The organism is Streptomyces cyaneochromogenes, from assembly GCF_003963535.1.
In the GTDB taxonomy this organism is placed as follows: Bacteria; Actinomycetota; Actinomycetes; order Streptomycetales; family Streptomycetaceae; genus Streptomyces; species Streptomyces shaanxiensis.
Genome location: NZ_CP034539.1, coordinates 3,562,530 through 3,582,594, shown reverse-complemented (window position 1 = coordinate 3,582,594; position 20,065 = coordinate 3,562,530). Strand labels below are relative to the sequence as shown.

Annotated in this window: 16 protein-coding genes; 9 read left to right on the top strand and 7 right to left on the bottom strand. The window is 71.3% G+C overall.

Annotation, left to right across the window (positions count from 1 at the left end):
- Positions 1-125: 125 nt before the first annotated feature.
- Positions 126-1,142, bottom strand: a complete 1,017-nt coding sequence (locus EJ357_RS15945; protein ID WP_126392258.1) for an aspartate-semialdehyde dehydrogenase — start codon at positions 1,140-1,142, stop codon at positions 126-128.
- A gap of 409 nt (positions 1,143-1,551) precedes the next feature.
- Between EJ357_RS15945 and EJ357_RS15940 the strand changes: the two genes are divergently transcribed.
- Both EJ357_RS15940 and EJ357_RS15935 read left to right on the top strand, forming a co-directional pair.
- Entirely contained in the window at positions 1,552-2,103 is a 552-nt protein-coding gene (locus tag EJ357_RS15940; RefSeq protein WP_175647408.1) for a sigma-70 family RNA polymerase sigma factor, read from the top strand.
- 1 nt (position 2,104) lies between these two features.
- Positions 2,105-2,905: a hypothetical protein gene (locus EJ357_RS15935; protein ID WP_126392256.1), complete on the top strand. Its 801-nt coding sequence runs from the start codon at positions 2,105-2,107 to the stop codon at positions 2,903-2,905.
- A 52-nt stretch (positions 2,906-2,957) separates the two neighbouring features.
- On the opposite strand, the gene EJ357_RS15930 is transcribed toward EJ357_RS15935, so the two are convergent.
- A complete protein-coding gene (locus tag EJ357_RS15930) occupies positions 2,958-6,242 on the bottom strand; it encodes a S8 family serine peptidase (protein WP_126392255.1) in 3,285 nt (1,094 codons plus the stop codon).
- Positions 6,243-6,434: 192 nt separating this feature from the next.
- On the opposite strand from EJ357_RS15930, the gene EJ357_RS15925 reads away from it, so the two are divergent.
- The 5 genes from EJ357_RS15925 (at position 6,435) to EJ357_RS50220 (ending at position 11,979) form a co-directional block, all read left to right on the top strand.
- Positions 6,435-6,905, top strand: coding sequence for an NUDIX hydrolase (locus tag EJ357_RS15925; RefSeq protein ID WP_126392254.1), 471 nt, complete (start codon positions 6,435-6,437; stop codon positions 6,903-6,905).
- Between the two features lie 230 nt (positions 6,906-7,135).
- Positions 7,136-8,926, top strand: a complete 1,791-nt coding sequence (locus EJ357_RS15920; protein WP_126392253.1) for a TIGR03767 family metallophosphoesterase — start codon at positions 7,136-7,138, stop codon at positions 8,924-8,926.
- Between the two features lie 327 nt (positions 8,927-9,253).
- Complete coding sequence (locus EJ357_RS15915) at positions 9,254-10,444, top strand: serine hydrolase domain-containing protein (RefSeq protein ID WP_175647407.1); 1,191 nt, start codon at positions 9,254-9,256, stop codon at positions 10,442-10,444.
- A 100-nt stretch (positions 10,445-10,544) separates the two neighbouring features.
- Positions 10,545-11,726: a glycosyltransferase family 4 protein gene (locus EJ357_RS15910; RefSeq protein WP_126399526.1), complete on the top strand. Its 1,182-nt coding sequence runs from the start codon at positions 10,545-10,547 to the stop codon at positions 11,724-11,726.
- Positions 11,727-11,853: 127 nt separating this feature from the next.
- A complete protein-coding gene (locus EJ357_RS50220; protein ID WP_267132850.1) occupies positions 11,854-11,979 on the top strand; it encodes a hypothetical protein in 126 nt (41 codons plus the stop codon).
- 62 nt (positions 11,980-12,041) lie between these two features.
- Here the strand turns inward: EJ357_RS50220 and pdxR are convergent, their stop codons facing one another.
- Entirely contained in the window at positions 12,042-13,451 is a 1,410-nt protein-coding gene (pdxR, locus tag EJ357_RS15905) for a MocR-like pyridoxine biosynthesis transcription factor PdxR (RefSeq protein ID WP_126392252.1), read from the bottom strand.
- 88 nt (positions 13,452-13,539) lie between these two features.
- Between pdxR and EJ357_RS15900 the strand changes: the two genes are divergently transcribed.
- Positions 13,540-13,827: a hypothetical protein gene (locus EJ357_RS15900; RefSeq protein WP_126392251.1), complete on the top strand. Its 288-nt coding sequence runs from the start codon at positions 13,540-13,542 to the stop codon at positions 13,825-13,827.
- 293 nt (positions 13,828-14,120) lie between these two features.
- Here EJ357_RS15900 and EJ357_RS15895 read toward each other — a convergent pair whose 3' ends face one another.
- Both EJ357_RS15895 and pepN read right to left on the bottom strand, forming a co-directional pair.
- Positions 14,121-15,167, bottom strand: coding sequence for a hypothetical protein (locus EJ357_RS15895; RefSeq protein WP_126392250.1), 1,047 nt, complete (start codon positions 15,165-15,167; stop codon positions 14,121-14,123).
- 209 nt (positions 15,168-15,376) lie between these two features.
- Positions 15,377-17,962 carry an aminopeptidase N gene (gene pepN, locus EJ357_RS15890; RefSeq protein WP_126392249.1) on the bottom strand — a complete coding sequence of 862 codons (2,586 nt, stop codon included), beginning with the start codon at positions 17,960-17,962 and terminating at the stop codon, positions 15,377-15,379.
- A gap of 160 nt (positions 17,963-18,122) precedes the next feature.
- On the opposite strand from pepN, the gene EJ357_RS15885 reads away from it, so the two are divergent.
- Complete coding sequence (locus EJ357_RS15885; protein ID WP_126392248.1) at positions 18,123-18,767, top strand: mycothiol-dependent nitroreductase Rv2466c family protein; 645 nt, start codon at positions 18,123-18,125, stop codon at positions 18,765-18,767.
- A gap of 3 nt (positions 18,768-18,770) precedes the next feature.
- Here EJ357_RS15885 and EJ357_RS15880 read toward each other — a convergent pair whose 3' ends face one another.
- On the bottom strand, positions 18,771-18,995 hold the full coding sequence (locus EJ357_RS15880; protein WP_126392247.1) for a hypothetical protein: 225 nt from the start codon (positions 18,993-18,995) through the stop codon (positions 18,771-18,773).
- Positions 18,992-20,062, bottom strand: coding sequence for a glycerophosphodiester phosphodiesterase family protein (locus EJ357_RS15875; protein ID WP_126392246.1), 1,071 nt, complete (start codon positions 20,060-20,062; stop codon positions 18,992-18,994). Before EJ357_RS15875 ends, EJ357_RS15880 begins: the two co-directional genes overlap by 4 nt.
- Positions 20,063-20,065: the final 3 nt, after the last annotated feature.

The window sequence follows — 20,065 nt, the reverse complement described above, 5'->3', positions numbered from 1 at the left end:
GGCGACGTCCAGGGGGCCCCACGACACGGCCGTAGGGAAAGCCCTGTACCTGAACCGTCGGTCAGCACGCGGAAGGGGCGGGGCACCTCTCCGGTGCCCCGCCCCTTCTGTCGGTCGCGCGGGCCTCAGCCCTTCAGCTCGGCCGCCACCAGCTCCGCGATCTGCACCGCGTTCAGCGCGGCACCCTTGCGGAGGTTGTCGTTGGAGAGGAAGAGCGCGAGGCCGTGCTCGACCGTCTCGTCCTGGCGGATGCGGCCGACGTACGACGGGTCCTGGCCGGCCGCCTGGAGCGGGGTCGGGACGTCGGTGAGGGCCACGCCGGGGGCGCCGGCCAGCAGTTCCTTGGCGCGCTCCACGCTGATCGGGCGGGCGAAGCGGGCGTTGACCTGGAGGGAATGGCCGGAGAAGACCGGGACGCGCACACAGGTGCCGGAGACCTTCAGGCCGGGGATCTCCAGGATCTTGCGGGACTCGTGGCGGAGCTTCTGCTCCTCGTCGGTCTCGTTCAGACCGTCGTCCACGATGGAGCCGGCCATCGGCAGGACGTTGTACGCGATCGGCGCGACGTACTTGTTCGGGGCCGGGAACTCCGCGGCCGAGCCGTCGTGGGTCAGCTTGGGCGCGTCGTCGCCGACCTTCTTGACCTGCTCGAACAGCTCGTCGACGCCGGCCAGACCGGAGCCGGAGACGGCCTGGTAGGTGGCGACGACCAGCGCCTCCAGACCGGCCTCGGCGTGCAGCGGCTTCAGCACCGGCATCGCGGCCATCGTCGTGCAGTTCGGGTTGGCGATGATGCCCTTGGGGCGGTCGGCGATCGCGTGCGGGTTGACCTCGGAGACAACCAGCGGGACCTCGGGGTCACGGCGCCAGGCCGAGGAGTTGTCGATCACCACGGCGCCCTGCGAGGCGACCTTCGGCGCCAGGGCCTTCGAGGTGGAGCCGCCCGCCGAGAACAGCACGATGTCCAGGCCGGAGTAGTCGGCCGTCGTCGCGTCCTCCACGGTCACGCCGTCCAGGACCGACCCCGCCGAGCGGGCCGAGGCGAACAGGCGCAGCTCGGTGACCGGGAAGTCGCGCTCCTTGAGGATCCTGCGCATGACCGTGCCGACCTGACCGGTGGCTCCGACGATTCCGACCCTCACGGCGACTCCTTCTACGTGGCTTGCGTGGATTGTGTGTGACTGCTGCATGGCCGAGGTGTTTCCATCATGCGGTCAGCCTTGGTCCGCCTGTCCAATCGTTTGACCGGACAGCTCAACCATTGGGACGCGACCGACCCGGGCCAGGCTCCGCTTCTGCGGCTCCCACCCCGGCTGAGCTGGAGAAATTCGCCCTGCGGCGGCCCCGCGCCGCAAGCTCGCCTGCCCGCCCGTCACCGGGCTACGCGGCGATGTGACGTACACCTCGGCGCACACCCCCACGAACACCCCCACGCACACCCCTGTCCACACCTCGATCCATACCGCTGCGCCGCGGCGGAAAATCCCGCCGAACGGAGCCGAACGTTTTGGCCCACCCCGGCGTCATAGGCACAACACGGCGAGGGGAGGGGTGGCTGTGCTGCGCAGAAAGGCACGCCGCGGCCAGGGGGGCGGCGCCGTCCAGGACGTACTGGACGATCCGCTGGACGCGGCCCAGGAGCGTCGGGTGCGGGCGGTGCTCGCGCTGGGCGGGGTGCCGCAGGCGGACCTGCTGGACGGGGTACAGCAGGTCCGCCTGCGACTGCTGGAGCGGGCCGCGAGCGGGCGTGAGGCGCCCCGGGACGTGTCGGCGTGGGCGGCGGTCGTCGCCTCCAACCTCGCCATGGACTGGCACCGGGCCAAGAAGCGCCAGGAACGGCTCGGGGAGCGGCTCGCGGCCCTGCGCCAGCCCGCCGCCCACCCCTCCGGCGAGGACACCAGCCTGCTCTCCCTCGCCGTCGCCCAGGGCCTGGACGACCTGCCCGACGCCCAGCGTCAGGTCCTCGTCCTGCGCTTCTTCGCCGATCTGTCGGTGCGCGGGATCGCCGAGGAGCTCGGCATCCCGGAGGGCACGGTCAAGAGCAGGCTGCACACGGCGGTACGGGCCCTGCGCGCCCGCCTGCACGAGGACGAGGTGGTGTGACGTGACCGCCGAGAACGAAAGCCGTAAGGATCGCGACGGACGCGACGGACGCGACGGACGCGACGGACGCGACGGCCGCTCCGGCGCCGACGCGCTGATGGCCGCGATCTTCGACGAGCCGCTCACCGACGAGGCCCGCGCGGACGCCGCCTTCATGGCCGAGCACCGCTCCGCCGTCGCCGACGTGGCGCTGCTGCGGGAGCAGCTCGGGATCATCGGGCACACGCTCGCCGAGCCGCCGGCACCGGCTCCGCGGCCCGAGCCGGCGCCCCGCCCCGCTCCCGTACGGCGGCCCTCCCGCGCCCGGCGCCGCCTCTTCTCCGTCGCCCTCGGCTCCCTCGCCGTGGCCGCCGCCGGGTCGGTGCTGGTCGGCATGGGCTGGCTGCTGACGCGCAACGGGGGCGCCGCCGACGACGCCGGCGCGAGCACCGCGGACAAGTCGGCCCCCTCGCTGGAGTCGGGCGGTGTCGCCTTCGGCAGCCCCGGCTACCTCGCCTGCTCCCGCCTGGTCGCCGAGGGCACCGCCACCGAGGTGGAACGGCTCCCCGGGACCACGTCCCTGCGCGTGACCCTGCACATGACGCGCTACTACAAGCCGGAGGAGGGCGACGAGAAGCTGACCTTCGTGGTCGACGAGAACCTCGTCCCGGGTGTCCGCAAGGGCGACCACGTGCTGATCGGCATCCGGCAGGGCGCCCGCCAGCCCGACTTCTGGGCGGTCGGCGAGCAGGACATCGCCCTCGAACGGGCCTGGATCACTGCCTCGCTGCCCAGGTCGCGCGACCTGACCTGCGAGGGATGAAAAAGAGGGCGGGCGCCCACACGGACGCCCGCCCCCACTGCCGTACCAAGGACTACGGCGTGACCTTCTCGATCTTCACGCTGCCCAGGCCCGCGACGGTGCCGCGCGCGTTCACCAGCCGGACCTGGCCGAAGAACTCACGGCCCTCGGGAGCGGCCGCCTGCGCGGTGACGCTGCCGGCCACCGTGGCCGACTCACCCGTGCCCAGCTTCACCGGCGACTCGTCCACCGTGACGGTGCCGAGGGCGGCGGAGAAGAACACGTCCAGGTAGTCGTACGCCGTCGAGCCGGCCGGCACCGCGTAGCCGATGACGTCGATCGTGTACGTCCCGGCGGCCGGGTTCGCGACCGAGACCGACTCCTCCGAGTCACCGTCGGCGGAGCTGCCGACCTCGGTGCCGGCCGCGTTCTTGACGACCAGGTCGAGGTCGGCGGCGGCGTCGGAGACGTTGCCGATGGTGACGTCGAGCGACGTGGCGCCCGCGGGCACCTCGACCGTGGTGGTCTGCGTGGCGCCCTCGGCGATGGTCGGACGCGCCGTCTTCGAGGAGCCCAGCGGGCCGCCGGCCAGCTTGCCGTCGATCGCGGCGTAGTTGTTGGTCACCTTCCAGGAGGCGGCGGCCGGGGTGCCGACCTTGGCCTCGGGCACGGTCACGGTCTCCGGGTCGAAGGCCGCGCCGAGGACGGTGACGTCCAGCGTGTACGGGTTGTCGAGCAGCGGCGACGTACGGCGCGACTCGACCTCGATCTCCCAGACGCCGGGCTGCGGGTCGGCGTAGGAACGCACGTCCGGCTTGCAGCCGTTGCCGCCGAGGTAGTTGTTGTAGCAGTTCGGGGTGCCGGTCGGGTCGGACGGGACGCCGTACGGGTGGATGGCGATGAACCGGGTCTGGCTCTTGTCCTTCAGCCCGCCGATCGCGACCTCAAGGGACTTCGCGCCCTCGGGGACGGTCACGAAGTAGTGCTTGGTGCTGTTGCGCTGCACCGAACCGGACGCGGAGTAGGTGTACTTCAGCGGCGCCGAGACCACGACCGTGTTGAGGACCTGCTTGTCGATGCCCTCGGTGCGCGGGTCGTCGACCTCCAGGATCGCGCTCTTGATGCCGGCCGAGGACGGCTTCGCGGCGACCTGGACGGTGACCGGCTTGTTCAGGCCGAGGCTGATCTCGTCCGAGCCGACGATCCGGAAGGTGTCCCCGGCGTTGTTCTCCAGGTGCAGCTCGTGCCGGATCGCCTTGTCCGCGCCGGACGTACGCGTGATGGTGACGTCGTACGTCTTCTTCTGGCCGGCCTTGAGGCCGCCCTCGCGGTCGTAGACGCCGGTGCCGAAGCCCGGGGTCTTCAGGAACTGGTCGATCGCGGTGTCGACCGGCGCCTTGACCGTGTACTCGTGGGCGGTGGCGCCGTCGCGGATCGAGTCCCAGGCGTCCTCGATGTTGATGAGGCCGGCACCCTCCTCGTACGCCTGAACACCCTTGATGTGGTCGGCGGTCGAGGTCAGCGCGGTGCGCAGCTTCGCCGGGGTGAGGGCGATGCCCTTCTGCTTGGCGGCGCTCAGCAGCAGCGCGGACGCGCCCGCCGCCTGCGGGGACGCCATCGAGGTGCCCTGGAGCATGCCGTAGCCGGCCGGCAGCGTGTAGCCCGACTCGGCCACCGGGGCGCCCGGCAGCCAGGTCTGGATGGTGTTGATCGAGGCACCCGGGGCGACCAGGGTCGGCGTGAAGCCGCCGTCCTCACGCGGGCCGCGCGAGGAGAACGGCATCATCGCGTACGGCTTGGAGACGACCGAGCCGTAGTTGGCGGCCCAGGTCTCCTTGGAGATGGTCGCGCCGACCGAGATGACCTTGGCGGCCAGGGACGGGTCGCCGATGGTGTTGGCGCCGGGGCCGGAGTTGCCGGCCGAGATGACGAGCTGGACGCCGTAGGTGTCGATGAGCCGCGTGTACAGCTCGGCACGGGCGTTGTTGCCGTCGTTCAGCGCCGGGAGACCGCCGATGGACATGTTGACGATGTCGACGCCGCGGTTGACGACGAGGTCGATCATGCCCTCGGTGAGCGCGACGTTGGTGCAGCCGCCGGTCCAGGTGCAGGCACGAGAGGAGACGAGCTTCGCGCCCGGCGCCGCGCCGTTCATCTCGCCGCCGAACAGGCCGTTCGCGGCGGTGATGCCGGCGACGTGCGAGCCGTGCTCGGACTCGATGACGCCGATGTTGACGAAGTCGCGCTTCTGGCCGACCCAGTCCCCGCCCAGCGGGTCCATCGGGACGTCCTTGCGGATCTCCACGACGAACGGCTGCCGCTCGGCGACGTCGGTGGCCGGGTTGTCGGTGCCGAAGTACCCGATCTGGTAGCCGTCCTTGTACGGCTTCATCGGGGCGTCGTCACCGAAGTCGTTGTTGTTGTTGAGGTCGACCCGGACCGTGCCGTTCGCGGCGTCGTACAGGACGCCCCAGGAGTCGGTCTTGTCGCCGTCGCGGTTGGCGTCGCCCGCCGCGTCGCCCCCCGTGGTGTACGACTCCAGGAACGTGCTCACCTGGTAGGAGCCCGCGGGCGCCGTCCAGGTCTTGCCGCCGTAGGTGAAGGTGGGGCCGGAGACCGAGGTCACCATCGGGCGCCAGGTGCGGTCGCTGTCGAGGAGCGGGTCGGTGGCGGTGACCCAGTCGACGATCTTGCGCTCGCCGGTGGTCGTCTTCTGCAGCGCCGGGTGGCCGAGGTCGACGCCGGAGTCGAGGATGCCGATGGTGATGCCGCGGCCGTCCGCCTTCGGGTGGTCCTCGACGAAGTCGACGGCGCCCGTCTCGAAGGACGGGTTGTACGGGTTCTCCGCCGGGGTCTTCTTGCTCGGCCCGGTGTACGAGGTCGCGGCGGCCGTCGACTTCTTGGTGTCGACGGCGGGGTCGTCCAGCGGTATCTCCTCGCGCAGGTCGATGCCGTGCACCGAGGAGAGCTTCGTGGCGGCCGAGATGGCCTTGTCGGCCTTGCCGGTGGGCACGGTGGCCCGGACGTAGCCGAGCTTGTCGTAGGTGCGGCCCACGGAGCCGACCGCGTCCAGCTGCTCGGCGACCTTCTCGGTCTGGCCGGGCGCGGTCGCGACCATCATCGTGATGTTCTTGTCGCCGTCGGCCTTGGCCTCGGCGAGCAGGTCGGCGTCGTTCGAACCGAGCTTGTCGTGCGCGGACTTGACGCTCGGTTCCGAAGCGGCGGGCGCGGAGTCCGCGGCGACGGCCATGGGTATCGGCCCGGCCGCGGAGAGCGCGGCGACGAGACCGGCGGCCACGGCTATGAGGGCCGCGCGTCTCGGGCCCGGCTTCGGATCGCGCTGGGGGGTGAGGGTCATCGGCATCCCTTGTAGGTAAAGGAGCAAGAGGCGTCCGGTATGCGACACCGGACGACCGCACAGCTTTATGCAAGGGAAGGATGTTTGGGAAGAGTTGACCGAATCGAAATGGACGGATGGGGAAAACCCCCTAGGGACTTTGGGGAGATGAGCGGCATACGGGACACAACGCCTGGACGCTAATGTCCGTATGTGCGCAAGAAGCTGAGGGTGGCGGCCTACGCCATATGCGTTCGTGACGGACAGCTCCTCCTCGCCCGGTCCCCGGCGCCCGGCGGCGGCTTCGAGTGGGTGCTGCCGGGCGGCGGCATGGAGCACGGCGAGGATCCCTACGACACGGTCGTGCGGGAGGTGGAGGAGGAGACCGGCTATGTCGTCGAACCCGCCGGCCTGCTCGGGATCGACTCCTCCCACCGCACCTTCCCGCGCCGCTTCGGCCGGAGCGTCGACCATCACGGCGTACGGCTCGTCTACGAGGCCCGGATCGTCGGGGGCGACCTGCGCTACGAGGCGAACGGCTCCACCGACATGGCGGCCTGGCATCCGATGGACGAGGTGGCGGAGCTGACCCGCGTCTCCATGGTCGACAAGGGTCTGTCGCTGTGGCGCGAGCGGCCCGCCGCGGGGCGGATCCACCGTGCCGGGAAACAGCCCGGGAAATAGCTTCAGTACCCCGAAAGATGAACAGGGAGTGACCGCGTTCCGGCCGTTCGAGGAGCGGCCGTGAACGCGGAAGGTGGGCGAAGATCCACGTACGGTGATCGGCGCTGCGCGTTGCCGCCATGTTCATGCACAGGTCATCCCCGGTGCCAACGATCCACAGTGAGCGGGACGTTCGCGTCAGCGACCACCCGCGACCACTGCCGACGCGTTCGCACTCGGGGAGATCGCGCATGTCGCGCATACGCTCTGTCGCCAGCTCCGCGCTGGGGGTTCACCGCCGTACCCTGCTCGCCGCCACCGGAGCGGTGACCCTCTCCGCGGGCGTCGGCTACGCCCTGCGGCCCACCGACAGCCAGGCCGCCACGACCACGGACACCGCGGGTACGGCGAGCACCGGCACGGGCGACGCCGCCGCCGAGGCCCCGGTCGGCGCCTCCCGCAAGGTGCCGGCCGCCTTCGCGCCGTACACCCGGGGCACCACGCTCGCCGGCGTCGCCACCCCGCGCGGCACCTCCGGCTACCGCCGCCTCGGCGACGGTCCCGGCTGGAAGCGGGTCGTCCGCGAGAACCTGGCCGCGGCCAAGTCGGGCCGCGAGAGCCGGCGCACGGCGCTCGCCGCCTTCGTCCAGCTCACCGATCTGCACCTGATCGACGCCCAGCACCCGCTCCGCCTGGAGTACCTGCGCTCGACGGACGTGCACGCCTGGCGGCCGCAGGAGGCGCTGACCGTGCCCGGCGCGGTGGCGCTCGTCGAGCGGCTCAACGCGCTGCGCGGCGGCCCCGTCACCGGCGCCCCGTTCCACTTCGCCATGACCACCGGCGACAACACGGACAACAACTGCAAGTCCGAGCTGGAGTGGTTCCTGACGGTGATGAGCGGCGGCCGGGTCACCCCGAACACCGGTGACCCGCGCCGCTACGAGGGCGTCCAGAACAGCGGCCTCAAGCTGTACTGGCAGGCCGACGACGCCATCCGCGACGCCGACAAGCAGCTCGGCTTCCCGCACATCGAGGGCTTCCTGGACGCCGCGATCCGCGAGCTGCGCAGCCCCGGCCTGAACATCCCCTGGTACTCGACGGTCGGCAACCACGACGCGATGCCGCTGGGCACCTACGCCTCGCACAGCGACTCCTACCTCACCGACCTCGCCGTCGGCGGCAAGAAGCTGATGAACGTGTCCGCGCAGGACGCCAAGAAGCTCCAGGACTCCCTCAAGCAGGACAAGGACCCGAGGGGCACCGTCTTCAAGGACTTCCTCAAGGCCCACGCCCGCTCGATGCGCTCGGTCACGCCGGACGAGAGCCGAGCCCCGTTCACGCCCAAGGAGTACGTGCGGGCCCACCTGAACCCCGCCCACCGGGGTCACGGCCCGGTCGGCCACGGCTACTCGACGGCCAACCTGGAGGCGGGCACCCAGTACTACAGCTTCCGGATCGCCGACGACGTCATCGGCATCAGCCTCGACACCACCGACCCGGGCGGCCACTACGAAGGGTCCATCGGGGCGGCCCAGTTCAAGTGGCTGGACCGGACGCTGCGCGACAACAAGGACTCGTACGCGATCATCTTCAGCCATCACACCAGCGAGACGATGGACAACCTCCGCCGCGACCCGGCCCGCCCGAACGAGCGGCGTGTGGGCGGCGCGGAGCTGCTCAAGCTGCTCGGCAGCCATCGCAACGTCCTCGCCTGGGTGAACGGCCACATCCACAAGAACGTCATCACGCCGCACTCCGGCTCCGGCGGCCGCTCCTTCTGGGAGATCTCCACCGCCTCCCACGTCGACTTCCCGCAACTCGCCCGGATCATCGAGGTGGTGGACAACAAGGACGGCACGATCTCCCTGTTCACCACCCTGATCGAGTCCTCGGCCCCGCACCGCACCAGCTTCACGGACCTCTCCCAGGCCGGCCTGGCCGCCCTCTACCGCGAACTGTCGCTCAACGCGCCCGGCGCGCGCTCGACGCTGGCGGGCGAGCGCAAGGACCGGAACACGGAGCTGGTGCTGAAGAAGGGCTGACGCGGTCCGGGGGCGGGGTGGGCGGCACGGCCGTTCCTCGGCACGGCGGCGGATGCGGCGCGGAGCGCGCGTGTGCGGGCTCCGCGCCGCGGCTCCCCTCCTCCACTGTGTCCCCGGAGCCACACCGAGTCTCCGGGCGAAGTGACGGGGCCGGGGGAGAGGTACCCAGGCCTGTGAAGTCCCTTGCGTGGACAGGGAGTTGGTGTGGCCCGGCTGGACCTGGCTGAAACAGGCTCAACCACCTCGCAGGTGCTCAACCTTCGCACCCGCACCCCGGGTCTCTCCCCTCGATCCCGCTCGGCGTGAGCGGGCGGAAGGGGGAGAGACATGAGCGTACGTACCACCCGCGCGGCCCTTGTGGCGGTGACGGCGGCGGCACTGTCCGTCGCCCTCGCGGCCCCCGCGGTGGCGGCGCCCGGCCAAACCGACCACGAGGTGACCCGCAAGGCCATCGAGGCCGCGGTCGGGGACGGCGTCCCCGGCGTGACGGCGACGGCGAGGGACGGGCGTGGCGTGTGGTCGGCGACGGCGGGCGTCGGCAACATCGCGACCGGGAAGGCGCGTTCGGCGGACGACCGCTACCGGGTCGGCAGCATCACCAAGACGTTCGTCGCCACGGTGCTGCTCCAGCTGGAGGCGGAGGGCAGGCTGTCGCTGGACGACACGGTGGAGAAGTGGCTGCCGGGGGTGGTGCGGGGCAACGGCCACGACGGCGGCCGCGTCACCCTCCGCCAGCTGCTCAACCACACCAGCGGCATCTTCAACTACACGGCGGACGAGGACTTCGGTCGCACGTACTTCCTCAAGGACGGCTTCTTCGAGCACCGCTACGACACCAAGAAGCCGAGGGAACTGGTCGAGCTGGCCATGACCCACAAGCCGGACTTCGAGCCGGGGACGTCCTGGAACTACTCCAACACCAACTACGTGCTGGCCGGGATGGTGATCGAGAAGGCCACGGGGCGGCCGTACGGCGACGCGATCCGCGAGCGGATCATCGAGCCGCTGCACCTGACGGCCACGTCCGTCCCCGGCACCCGCGTGACCGTGCCGCAGCCCAGCAGCCGCGCCTACTCCAAGCTGGCGGAGACGGCGACGGGGCCGACGTACGACGTCACGAAGATCAACCCGTCCATCGCCTACTCGGCCGGCGAGATGATCTCCAACTCGACCGACCTCAACCGCTTCTACTCGGCCCTTCTGCGCGGGCGCCTCCTCCCGCGTGAGCAGCTGGCCGAGATGACCACGACGGTCCCCGTCGGCGAGGCAGCCGGCTACGGTCTCGGCCTGATGAGCACCGAGCTGTCCTGTGGTGTCACGGTCTGGGGCCATGGCGGCGGCATCCACGGCTCCATATCCGAGGCGGTCACGACGAGGGACGGCCGCCACAACCTCGCCCTCAACTTCAACGGCGACTGGTCGGGGAACACGGCGGCGGTCGTCGAGGCCGAGTACTGCGGAACGGGCGAGGCAATCGAGCCGACTCGGATACGAAGCACCCTGTTCATGCGCCCGTAATGTCCGTACCGCCTCATATCGGCTAACCCGCACTTCACGGGGGATGGCTTGATATGTGTGCAAGGCGGGTGATCGTGTGCGCGCGGAACATGGACTGCGTGTGCTGTCGGTCTACGACGGTTTCTTCTCGGGCGGGGCCCGGATCGTTCACAGCGATGTGGTGCTGGGGCTCATGGAGGGCGGCCAGCGCCATCGGGTGCTGAGCATTCACGGCGAGGTGTACCGGGAGGCCACCCGCCAGCGGATGGAGGACGACGCCTGCTACGGGTCGCTGACCGCGGCCGGGGCGGGCGTCACATCGCTGGGCCGAGTCCAGGGCAGGGGCCGGATTCCGGCCGGGTTCAGCGGGCCGGAGCTGGCCGAAACCGCGCGGGCCATGGCCGGGGCCGATGTCATCCTCTCCCTCAAGGAGCAGCCCCTCGCCTTGCTCAACCAGGCGGGCCTGCCCCGCCGCCCGGTCCTGGTCTCGCTGCACCGCTCCGACCCGCAGAACCAGGGCCCCGCGCTGGACGAGCTCAAGGCCGCCATCGCCGACGGCACCGTGGTGGCCTGCGTCTGCTGCGCCGAGTCGACGCGGGCCGCGTACGAGGCGGCGGGCATCCCGTCCGACCTGCTCCACGTCATACCGAACGGCGTGGACCTGCTCCGCTTCCGCCCCGACCCCGCCCGCAGGCTCGCCCTGAGGGCGGAGCTCGGCATCCCGGACACGGCACCGGTGATCGTCTTCGCGGCACGCTACGACGGGATGAAGAACGTCCCGCTGTTCCTGCGGGCGGCCCACGCCTGGCTCCGCCGCGAGCCGCGCGGGCACGTCCTGATGTGCGGGGCGGGCATGACGCCGGTCAATCCCGGACTCGGCGCCGACATCGAGGCCGCGTTCGGGGACGGGGGACGGCTCACCGAACGGCTGCGCCTCCTGGGTGTGCGGCGCGACATGGAGTACGTCTACGCCGCCGCTGATGTCGTGGCGCTGACCTCGTCCTGGGGTGAGGCGGCCCCCCTGTGCCTCATCGAGGGCATGATGTGCGGCGCCGTGCCGGTGGCCACCGAGGTCGGCGACAGCACGTCGATCGTGGCGGGACACGGGATGATCACCCCGCCCGACCCCGACGCCATCGCCCTGGCCTGGACCTCGGCCGTCGCAGCCCGCCCCGCCTTCACACCGGCCCTCTCGGCGAGCCGTGAGCGGTTCAGCCGTACGCGGATGATCGCGTCGTACGCCGCCCTGATCGACCGCGTGCACGCGGGGGTGGCTCGGCGGACGTTGCCGGAGCCGCTGTGACGGTCAGCTCTGGCAGAGGTGGGTGACGAAGGCGGAGGCCCTCATGGCCGACCCGGACGGCGGTGGCCTCACAGGGGAATTCCTGCGCCGGTAGGCGGCAGCGGCGGGTGGGCCGAGCCCGGCCCAGATGGTCATCCGCAAGAAGCTGCGTGCCTACGCCGACCTCGGCATCGACCGGCGGATGTGCTTCCAGCAGGTCGGGGCGCTGCCCCACGAGAGCGTGCTGCGCAGTATCCGGCTGGTCGGGGGCTGATCCCGGAGTTCGACGACTGAGGCCACGGCGGCGCCGTCGAGTCGAGGGGCGGCTGAACAGCCTCACCCCACCTCTTCGATCGCCTCACGAAGACGCCGTACGGCATCCCCCACCGCCCCGTCCGCGAGATTCCCGTACCCGAGGACCAGGCCGTGATCGGCGTGGTCCTCGGTGGCGTGATAGGCCGCGAGGTCGGCGATGCGCAACGACCGGGCGGCCGCCGCCCTGACGACCGCAGCGCAGTCCACGTCGTCGGGCAGCCGGAGGATGAGGTGGAGGCCGGCCGCGATGCCGGAGACCGGTACGCCGGGCAACCCGTCGGCGAGGGCCCGCACGAGCGCGTCGCGGCGGTCGCGGTACCGCTTCCGGCAGGCGCGCAGATGGCGGTCGTACGCGCCCGACTCCAGGAGGGTGGCGAAAGCCAGCTGGTCGAGGGTCGGGGGCTGCGTCGCCGTCTGGTCCGACTGGTGCAGGTGCCGGGTCCAGCGGGGCGGGGCCACGATCCAGCCGATGCCGAGCGCGGGGGACAGCATCTTGCTGAGCGACTTGAACAGGACGACGCGGGACGGGTCCATGCCCTGCAGGGCCGCGACCGGACGGCGGTCGTAGCGGAACTCCGCGTCGTAGTCGTCCTCCAGGACGACGCCGTCCACCTGGCGCGCCCACCGCAGCAGGGCGGCGCGCCGCTCGGGGGCGAGGACGGTGCCCAGCGGGAACTGGTGCGCCGGGGAGGCCAGTACGGCCCGTAGGCCGGTGAGCCCGGCGAGGTCGTCGACGCGCAGGCCGCCGTCGTCCGTGCGCACGGGCACCGGGTCCACGCCCGCGGCCCGGATCACGTCCCGCAGCCGGGTCCAGCCCGGTTCCTCGCAGCCGACCGCGGTGATGCCCTCGGCGCGCAGGCCGTGGCAGACGCGCCGTATCCCGTCGGTCACGCTCGTGCACACCGTCACATCGTCCGGGGTCGCGGTGACGCCGCGGGAGCGGGCCAGGTATGCGACGAGCGTCCGCCTGAGCCGGGGGTGACCGCCGGCCGGCGGGTATCCGAACTCCGTGAACGCCGTGGTCGTCACCTGCGCCCGTACGGCCTCGGCCCACCGGCGGCGCGGAAACGCACGCAGGTCCGGCAGGCCCGGCCCGAGGTCGAAGCGGGCCTCGGAGGCGTGGCGCGGTACGCGGGACCCGGCGGCGGCTTCCGGGGCGTTGGCCCAGCGCACCCGCGTGGCCGAGCCGGTCCGCGCCTCCAGATACCCCTCGGCGACGAGCTGGCTGTACGCCTCCGTCACCGCCCAGCGTGAACAGCCCAGGTCGGTGGCGAGCCGGCGGCTCGGCGGCAGGGCGGTGCCGACCTCGATCCGCCCGTCCCTGATCGCCGCGCGCAGCGCCCGCTTCACCCGCTCGTGCAGCGGCCCGTCGCCGGGCCGGCCCAGGTGCAGCAGAAGATCGCCCACCGGATTGGTCTGTGATTCCCGCATGCCATTGGACGGTAGCAGCGAGCCATTGCTCGCTACCTTCGCAGCATCGACGAGAGCGTGGATGTACGTAGAGGTGAAGGAGGCCGTCGTGGCCGCAGTGAGGCGCTCGGTGCCGCTCCAGGACCAACACCAGATGTTCCGCGGCGTGTTCGACGACTGGCAGACCAGGGCCGGTGCCCTGTCGGCGCTGCCGGACGCACCGGTCGTACCGGACGAGCCCCGGCAGGGGCAGACCGCGTGGCGTCGGCTGCGGACCCGCTTCGCACGTACCGCGGTGTCCCGTCGGCCGTTGCCATCGACTGGCCGGCCGCATGACGCGGTCCCGTGGACGACACGAGGAGGGGCCGCCCGGTGTGAATCCGGCGGCCCCGCGTGATCGCCTCCTACGCCGCCCTCATCGACCGTCTGCACGCGGGGTCGGCTCGTCCGGCACTGCCGTAGCCGCTGTGAGGGGCGTGCGCCGCCACGGCAGGCGGAACCGTCCGTTCGCGGCGAGGGCCGCCATCCCCACCGCGCTGTAGGCCAGGTAGCCGACGAACACGCCTCGGAATCTCATCCGGCCCAACCCAGGCCCTGTCCCGGCCGACGACACGAGGAGGGGCCGCCGGGCGTCAACCGAACCCGCGGCCCCTCCTCTCCCCTCCTGATGCTGCGCATCCCGGTCCGTCACTACCGGGGCAGCACCACGACATACGCCGCCGGATCGCGGTCCGCCGCCGCCATCAACGCCGTACGGACCACCGCCGCCTGCTGCTCCATCGCGTCCCGCAGCTTCTTCGGGGTGATGTACACGACCGTGATGCCCAGGCGCTCAAGGTGCTCGCGCTTGCGGGCGTACTCGGACCACAGGGCGTCCTCGTCGTGGCGGGGCGCCCGGGTGTCCAGTTCCACCGCCACCGCCTGCTCCGGCCAGTAGGCGTCCAGGCCGCCGAGGTGGGGGCCGCCGGGCAGCCGCAGGTCGACGTTCCAGACGGGGTCGGGGAGGCCGTAGACGTGGACCATCTCGTAGAGGCGGTCCTCCGCGATCGCGCGGCCCTCGGCGAGCAGCGAGTCCACCGCGTCCACCACGTGCGGGCGGCTCAGCAGCTTCGCCTGGTTCAACTCCCGTACCACCGAGGCCGGTTCGCAGTGGCCGCCGCGGACGGCCTCGGTCAGCAGCCGGCGTACGGCGCTCGCGTCCGTCAGTTCGGCCACCGCGTCGGCCAGGGCGCGGGGCACCGGCGCCACCGGCAGGCCCGTCACCTGCTGCGGGGCGGGGAGCGCGGCGGTGCGCAGGATGCGGACGCAGCCCGTGGAGCGCAGCCGGCGCATGCGGGGGACCAGGACGTCGATGGTGTCCAGCGCGGTCAGCGGCGGCGTGGCGGAGAAGCCGTGCAGGGTCAGCGCCGCGAGGCCCGTGATCACCGCGTCGGGGTAGAGCGGGGAGTGGCCCTCGCCGGCGTTCGGCTGGGCCGGCACACCCGGCGAGCGTTCCCGCGCCGAGTACATCAGCGCCGCGTGCAGGCGCTCCTCGCTGGTGGGCGGGCCGGGGTGGAGCAGGAAGACGCCGGGGAGGATCTGCTGCCAGGGGCCGCCGGGGCGGCACTGCTCGTTCGTCTCGGCGGCCGGGACGCCGTGGGACTTCAGCTGCGCGGTCGTCATGACACGGCGGTGTACCTCGGAGAGGTGGCGCAACGGGCGGGGGGAGAGCGGGGGGACCGGGGTGTTGTGGTTCATGACCCGGAGGTTCCCGCGTCCGGTCGGCTCGCTAACCGCTGTTACATGCCCGTCGACAAATACGGACAACCTGGCACTAAAGGACGGATGTTCGGGTGCCGACTAGGCAGGCAAAACCCCTGGTCCGTTCGGGTTGGACCAGGGGTTACGGCTGCTATTGCCTGAATTCCGTAACGGTCACGGAGTGCCCTGACCGTTGGCCAAAGGTCTTATGCGGTTGACGCCTCCGCGTCGCACGCCTGCCCCCGCAGCCCCCGCGCCAGATCGTCCCGCGCCTCCAGCACCAGCCGCCGCAGCGCCGGAGCCGCGTCCTCATGGGCCGCCAGCCACGCGTCCGTCGCATCCAGCGTGGCCTGCGACTGCTGGAGCGAGGGGAACAGGCCCCGGACCACGTCCATGCCGATCTGGATCGACCGCTCCTCCCACACCCGCTCGATGGCCGCGAAGTACTTCTCGGCGTACGGCGCGAGCAGCTCCCGCTGCGAGGACTGGCTGAAGCCCGCGATGGTCGCCTCGACCAGGGCGTTGGACAGCGCGTCCGACTCCACGACCTGCGCCCACGCCTGCGCCTTCACCGCCGCCGACGGCCGCGCGGCGAGGCAGCGCACCTGGTGGCGCTTGCCGGACGCCGTGTCGTCCCGGGCCAGTTCGGCGGACAGCTCCTTCTCGCCGACGACGTTGTGTGCCGCCAGGGTGTCCAGGAACGCCCAGCGCAGCTCCTGGTCGACCGCGAGACCCGGGAGGGTCACCGTGCCGTCCAGCAGAGACGTCAGCAGCTCGAAGCCCGGCTCATCGGTCACGCGCGCGAAGAACCGGGCCCACGCGAGCTGGTGCTCGCTGCCCGCCTCGGCGGCGTACAGCTGCTCCGAGGCGCCCTGGGTGAGCAGCCGGACACCCTGCTCCCGCCAGTCCGGCGCCACGTAGTGCGTCACCGCCGACTCGGCCCACGCGTGCAGCATCTGCAGCACACCGATGTCGGACTCCCGGTTCGCGAACCGCAGCACCAGGTCCACGAAGTCCCGCGCCGGCAGCAGCGCGTCCCGCGTCATGTTCCACAGCGCCGACCAGCACAGGGCACGGGCCAGCGGGTCGGTCATGTCACCGAGAGCGGCACGCAGCGTCGCCAGCGACGTCTCGTCGAACCGCGTCTTGCAGTACGTCAGGTCGTCGTCGTTGACCAGCACCAGCTCCGGCGCCTCCGCGCCCGCCAGCTCCGCCACGACCGTCCGCGGACCGTCGACGTCCACCTCGGCCCGCGTGTACCGCTCCAACGCCCCGTCCGCACCCCGCCGGTACAGGCCCACCGCCACCCGGTGCGGGCGCAGCTCCGGGTGCGACTCGGCGGCCTCCTGCAGCACCGCCAGCTCGCTCACCCGGCCCTCGGCGTCCAGCAGCACCTGCGGGGTCAGCGAGTTCACGCCCGCCGTCTGCAGCCAGGACCGCGCCCAGGCGCCCATGTCCCGGCCGCTGGTCTCCTCCAGCACCGACAGCAGGTCACCCAGGCGCGTGTTGCCGTACGCGTGCCGCTTGAAGTAGCGCCGCGCGCCCTCCAGGAACGCCTCCTGGCCGACGTACGCCACGAGCTGCTTCAGGACGGAGGCACCCTTGGCGTACGTGATGCCGTCGAAGTTCAGCTTCGCGTCCTGCAGGTCCCGGATGTCCGCCGTGATCGGGTGCGTGGAGGGCAGCTGGTCGGCCCGGTACGCCCACGCCTTGCGGCGGTTGGCGAAGGTGATCCAGGCGTCCTTGAAGCGGGTCGCGCCGACGGCTCCGAACGTGCCCATGAAGTCCGCGAAGGACTCCTTCAGCCACAGGTCGTCCCACCACACCATGGTGACCAGGTCGCCGAACCACATGTGCGCCATCTCGTGCAGGATGACGTTGGCCCGGCCCTCGTACGACGTCTGCGTCACCTTGCCGCGGAAGATGTACTCCTCCCGGAAGGTCACCATCCCCGGGTTCTCCATCGCGCCGAGGTTGTACTCGGGCACGAACGCCTGGTCGTACTTCCCGAACGGGTACGGGTAGTCGAAGTGGTCGTGGAAGAAGTCCAGGCCCTGCTTGGTGACCAGGAAGACGTCGTCGGCGTCGAAGTACGGGGCGAGGCCCTTGCGGCACATCGCGCCCAGGGGGATCTCCAGGCGGGTGCCGTCCGCGAAGACCCGCTCGTAGGAATCGGTCACGTAGTGGTACGGGCCCGCCACGACACACGTGATGTACGTCGAGATCGGCTTCGTCTCGGCGAACCGCCACATCCCGTCGACGCGTTCACCGGCCCCGTTGCTCCACACCGTCCACTCCTCGGGCGCCCGCACCTCGAAGCGGAACGGGGCCTTGAGGTCCGGCTGCTCGAAGTTCGCGAAGACCCGGCGGGAGTCGGCCGGCTCGTACTGCGTGTAGAGGTAGACCTCGCCGTCCTCCGGGTCGACGAAGCGGTGCAGGCCCTCGCCGGTGCGGGAGTAGGCGCACTGGGCGTCGACGACGAGCTCGTTGTCGGCGGCCAGGTCCTCCAGGGTGATCCGCGAGCCGTCGAAGACCTCGCTCGGGTCCAGGTCCCTGCCGTTGAGGGAGACGGCCGTCACGCTCGGCGCGATCAGGTCCGCGAAGCTGGTGACGCCGGGCTCGGCGCAGCGGAAGCGGATCGTGGTGACCGAACGGAAGGTGCGCGGCTCCCCGCCTTCCGGGTCCGATGCGCCGACGGCGGAACGCACGTCGAGGGACACGTCGTACCCGTCGACGGACAGCAGGGCGGCCCGCTCCCGGGCCTCGTCACGGGACAGATTCTCACCGGGCACGGGTGGCACTCCCTGGGGTGGTGTTCAGTATGCGGACATGCGGACAGCCCCGATCCTGCCATGCGCTCCTGTCGCAGGGCACCGGGGAATGGCGGGGCGAGGGGCGGTGTTCCCCAGACGTTTGCGCGGACACACGCACGCCTGCCTCATGAGGAGAGACATGTCGGAGAAGACCCCCGTCGACTTCTGGTTCGACCCGCTGTGCCCCTGGGCCTGGATGACCTCCCGCTGGGTGCTGGAAGTGGAGAAGGTCCGTGACATCGAGGTCCGCTGGCACATCATGAGCCTGGCCGTGCTGAACGAGGACAAGGTGGACGAACTGCCCGAGCAGTACCGGGAGATGCTCGCCACGCACGCGTGGAAGCCGGTGCGCGTGGTGACCGCGGCCTGGCAGAAGCACGGCGCCGACGTCCTCGGCCCGCTCTACACCGCGCTCGGCACCCGCTTCCACAACAACGGCGAGGGCCCGACGATCGAGGCCATCGCCGGCGCGCTGGCCGACGCCGGCCTGCCCGCCGACCTGATCGACTACGCCGACCAGGAGGACTTCGAGTTCGACGCCGAGCTGCGCGCCTCCCACAAGGAGGGCATCGACAAGGTCGGCCAGGAGGTCGGCACCCCGGTCATCGCCGTCCCCGGCGCCGACGGCGAGCAGATCGCGTTCTTCGGCCCGGTCGTCACCCCGGCCCCCAAGGGCGAGGACGCCGCGCGGCTGTGGGACGGCACCCTCGCCGTGGCCTCCGTGCCGGGCTTCTACGAGATCAAGCGCACCCGCACCAAGGGCCCTGACTTCAGCAACCTGTAGGCCTCACTCCGAGGCGGCGGCCTCTTCCCGGAACTTCTCGGGAAGGATGCCGCCGCCCCGTGCGTGCAGATGAGTCTGGTAGAAGAGGCAGCCCCGCGCGGTGCAGCGCCAGAGGTTGCCCACGAAATGGCGGGGCCCCTTCTCCTCCCGCACGGCGGCCTTCTCGTCGGGGTTGAGCTGCCGGAAGTCCTGCCAGCCGCGGCATGTCGGGCACCACCTGCGGATCACGAACCCCTCCTCGCCAGCACCGCCAGATCCGGGAAGTCGGTCACCACCGCGTCGACCCCCATCCCGTAGTACAGCGCGTACTGTGCGAACGCGTCCCCGAAATCGTTGGCTCCGCTGCCGCGCCGCAGGTCCGCGGGCAGGAACTGGTTCTCCGCCCGGAAGGTGTACGGCCCCACCCGCAGCCCCGCCGAATGGGCGTCCGCGAGGACGGACGTACCGATGAGCGAGGACTTGTCCGGCCCGATCCAGTCCGCGTACGCGGCGATCCGCGCCAGTCCCGCCGGGGTCATCATGTCCTTGTACGTCGTCGGATCACCGGACGAGACCAGGTCGTACGGCCCACCCGTCGTCCCCAACGCCTGCCACAGCGGCACACCCAGCCCCTCGGCCGCGATCCGCCGCAGGCTCGTCGGCTCGAAGGACTGCACCACGCACTCGCGCCGGCCGAGCCGGTTGCGGCGGATCGTGGACGCCAGCTTCGGCTCCAGCGGCAGGCCGATCGAGCGGAAGTACGTCGGATGCTTGGTCTCCGGGAAGACGGCGACGGTCCGGCCGTACGCCTTCGACAGCCCGCGCGCCAGGTCGACGACCTCCTGGAAGGTGAGGACCTGATCCCGGCCGTCGAACACCGTGTTGCGGTTGCGGACCAGCGGCAGCCGCTCCACCGCCCGCAGCGACTTCAGCTCCGCCAGCGTGAAGTCCTCGGTGAACCAGCCGGTCACCGACCGCCCGTCCACCGTCTTCGTCGTACGCCGGTCCGCGAACTCCGGGTGCGACGCCACATCCGTCGTCTGCGAGATCTCGTTCTCGTGCCGGACGACCAGCACATGGTCCTTCGTCGGCACCAGGTCCGGCTCTATCCAGTCGGCGCCGGTCTGCACGGCATACGTGTACGAGGACGCCGTGTGCTCCGGGCGCCAGCCGGCCGCGCCGCGATGGCCGATGACGAGCGGGCGGCCCGGCGGGTGGGATTCGGCGGTCGCGGCCGCCGCCGCGGATGTGGGCACGGCGGCGGCCGCCGTGGTGCCGGCGGCCGCGAGCAGCAGGGATCTACGTCTCGGGTGCATGCA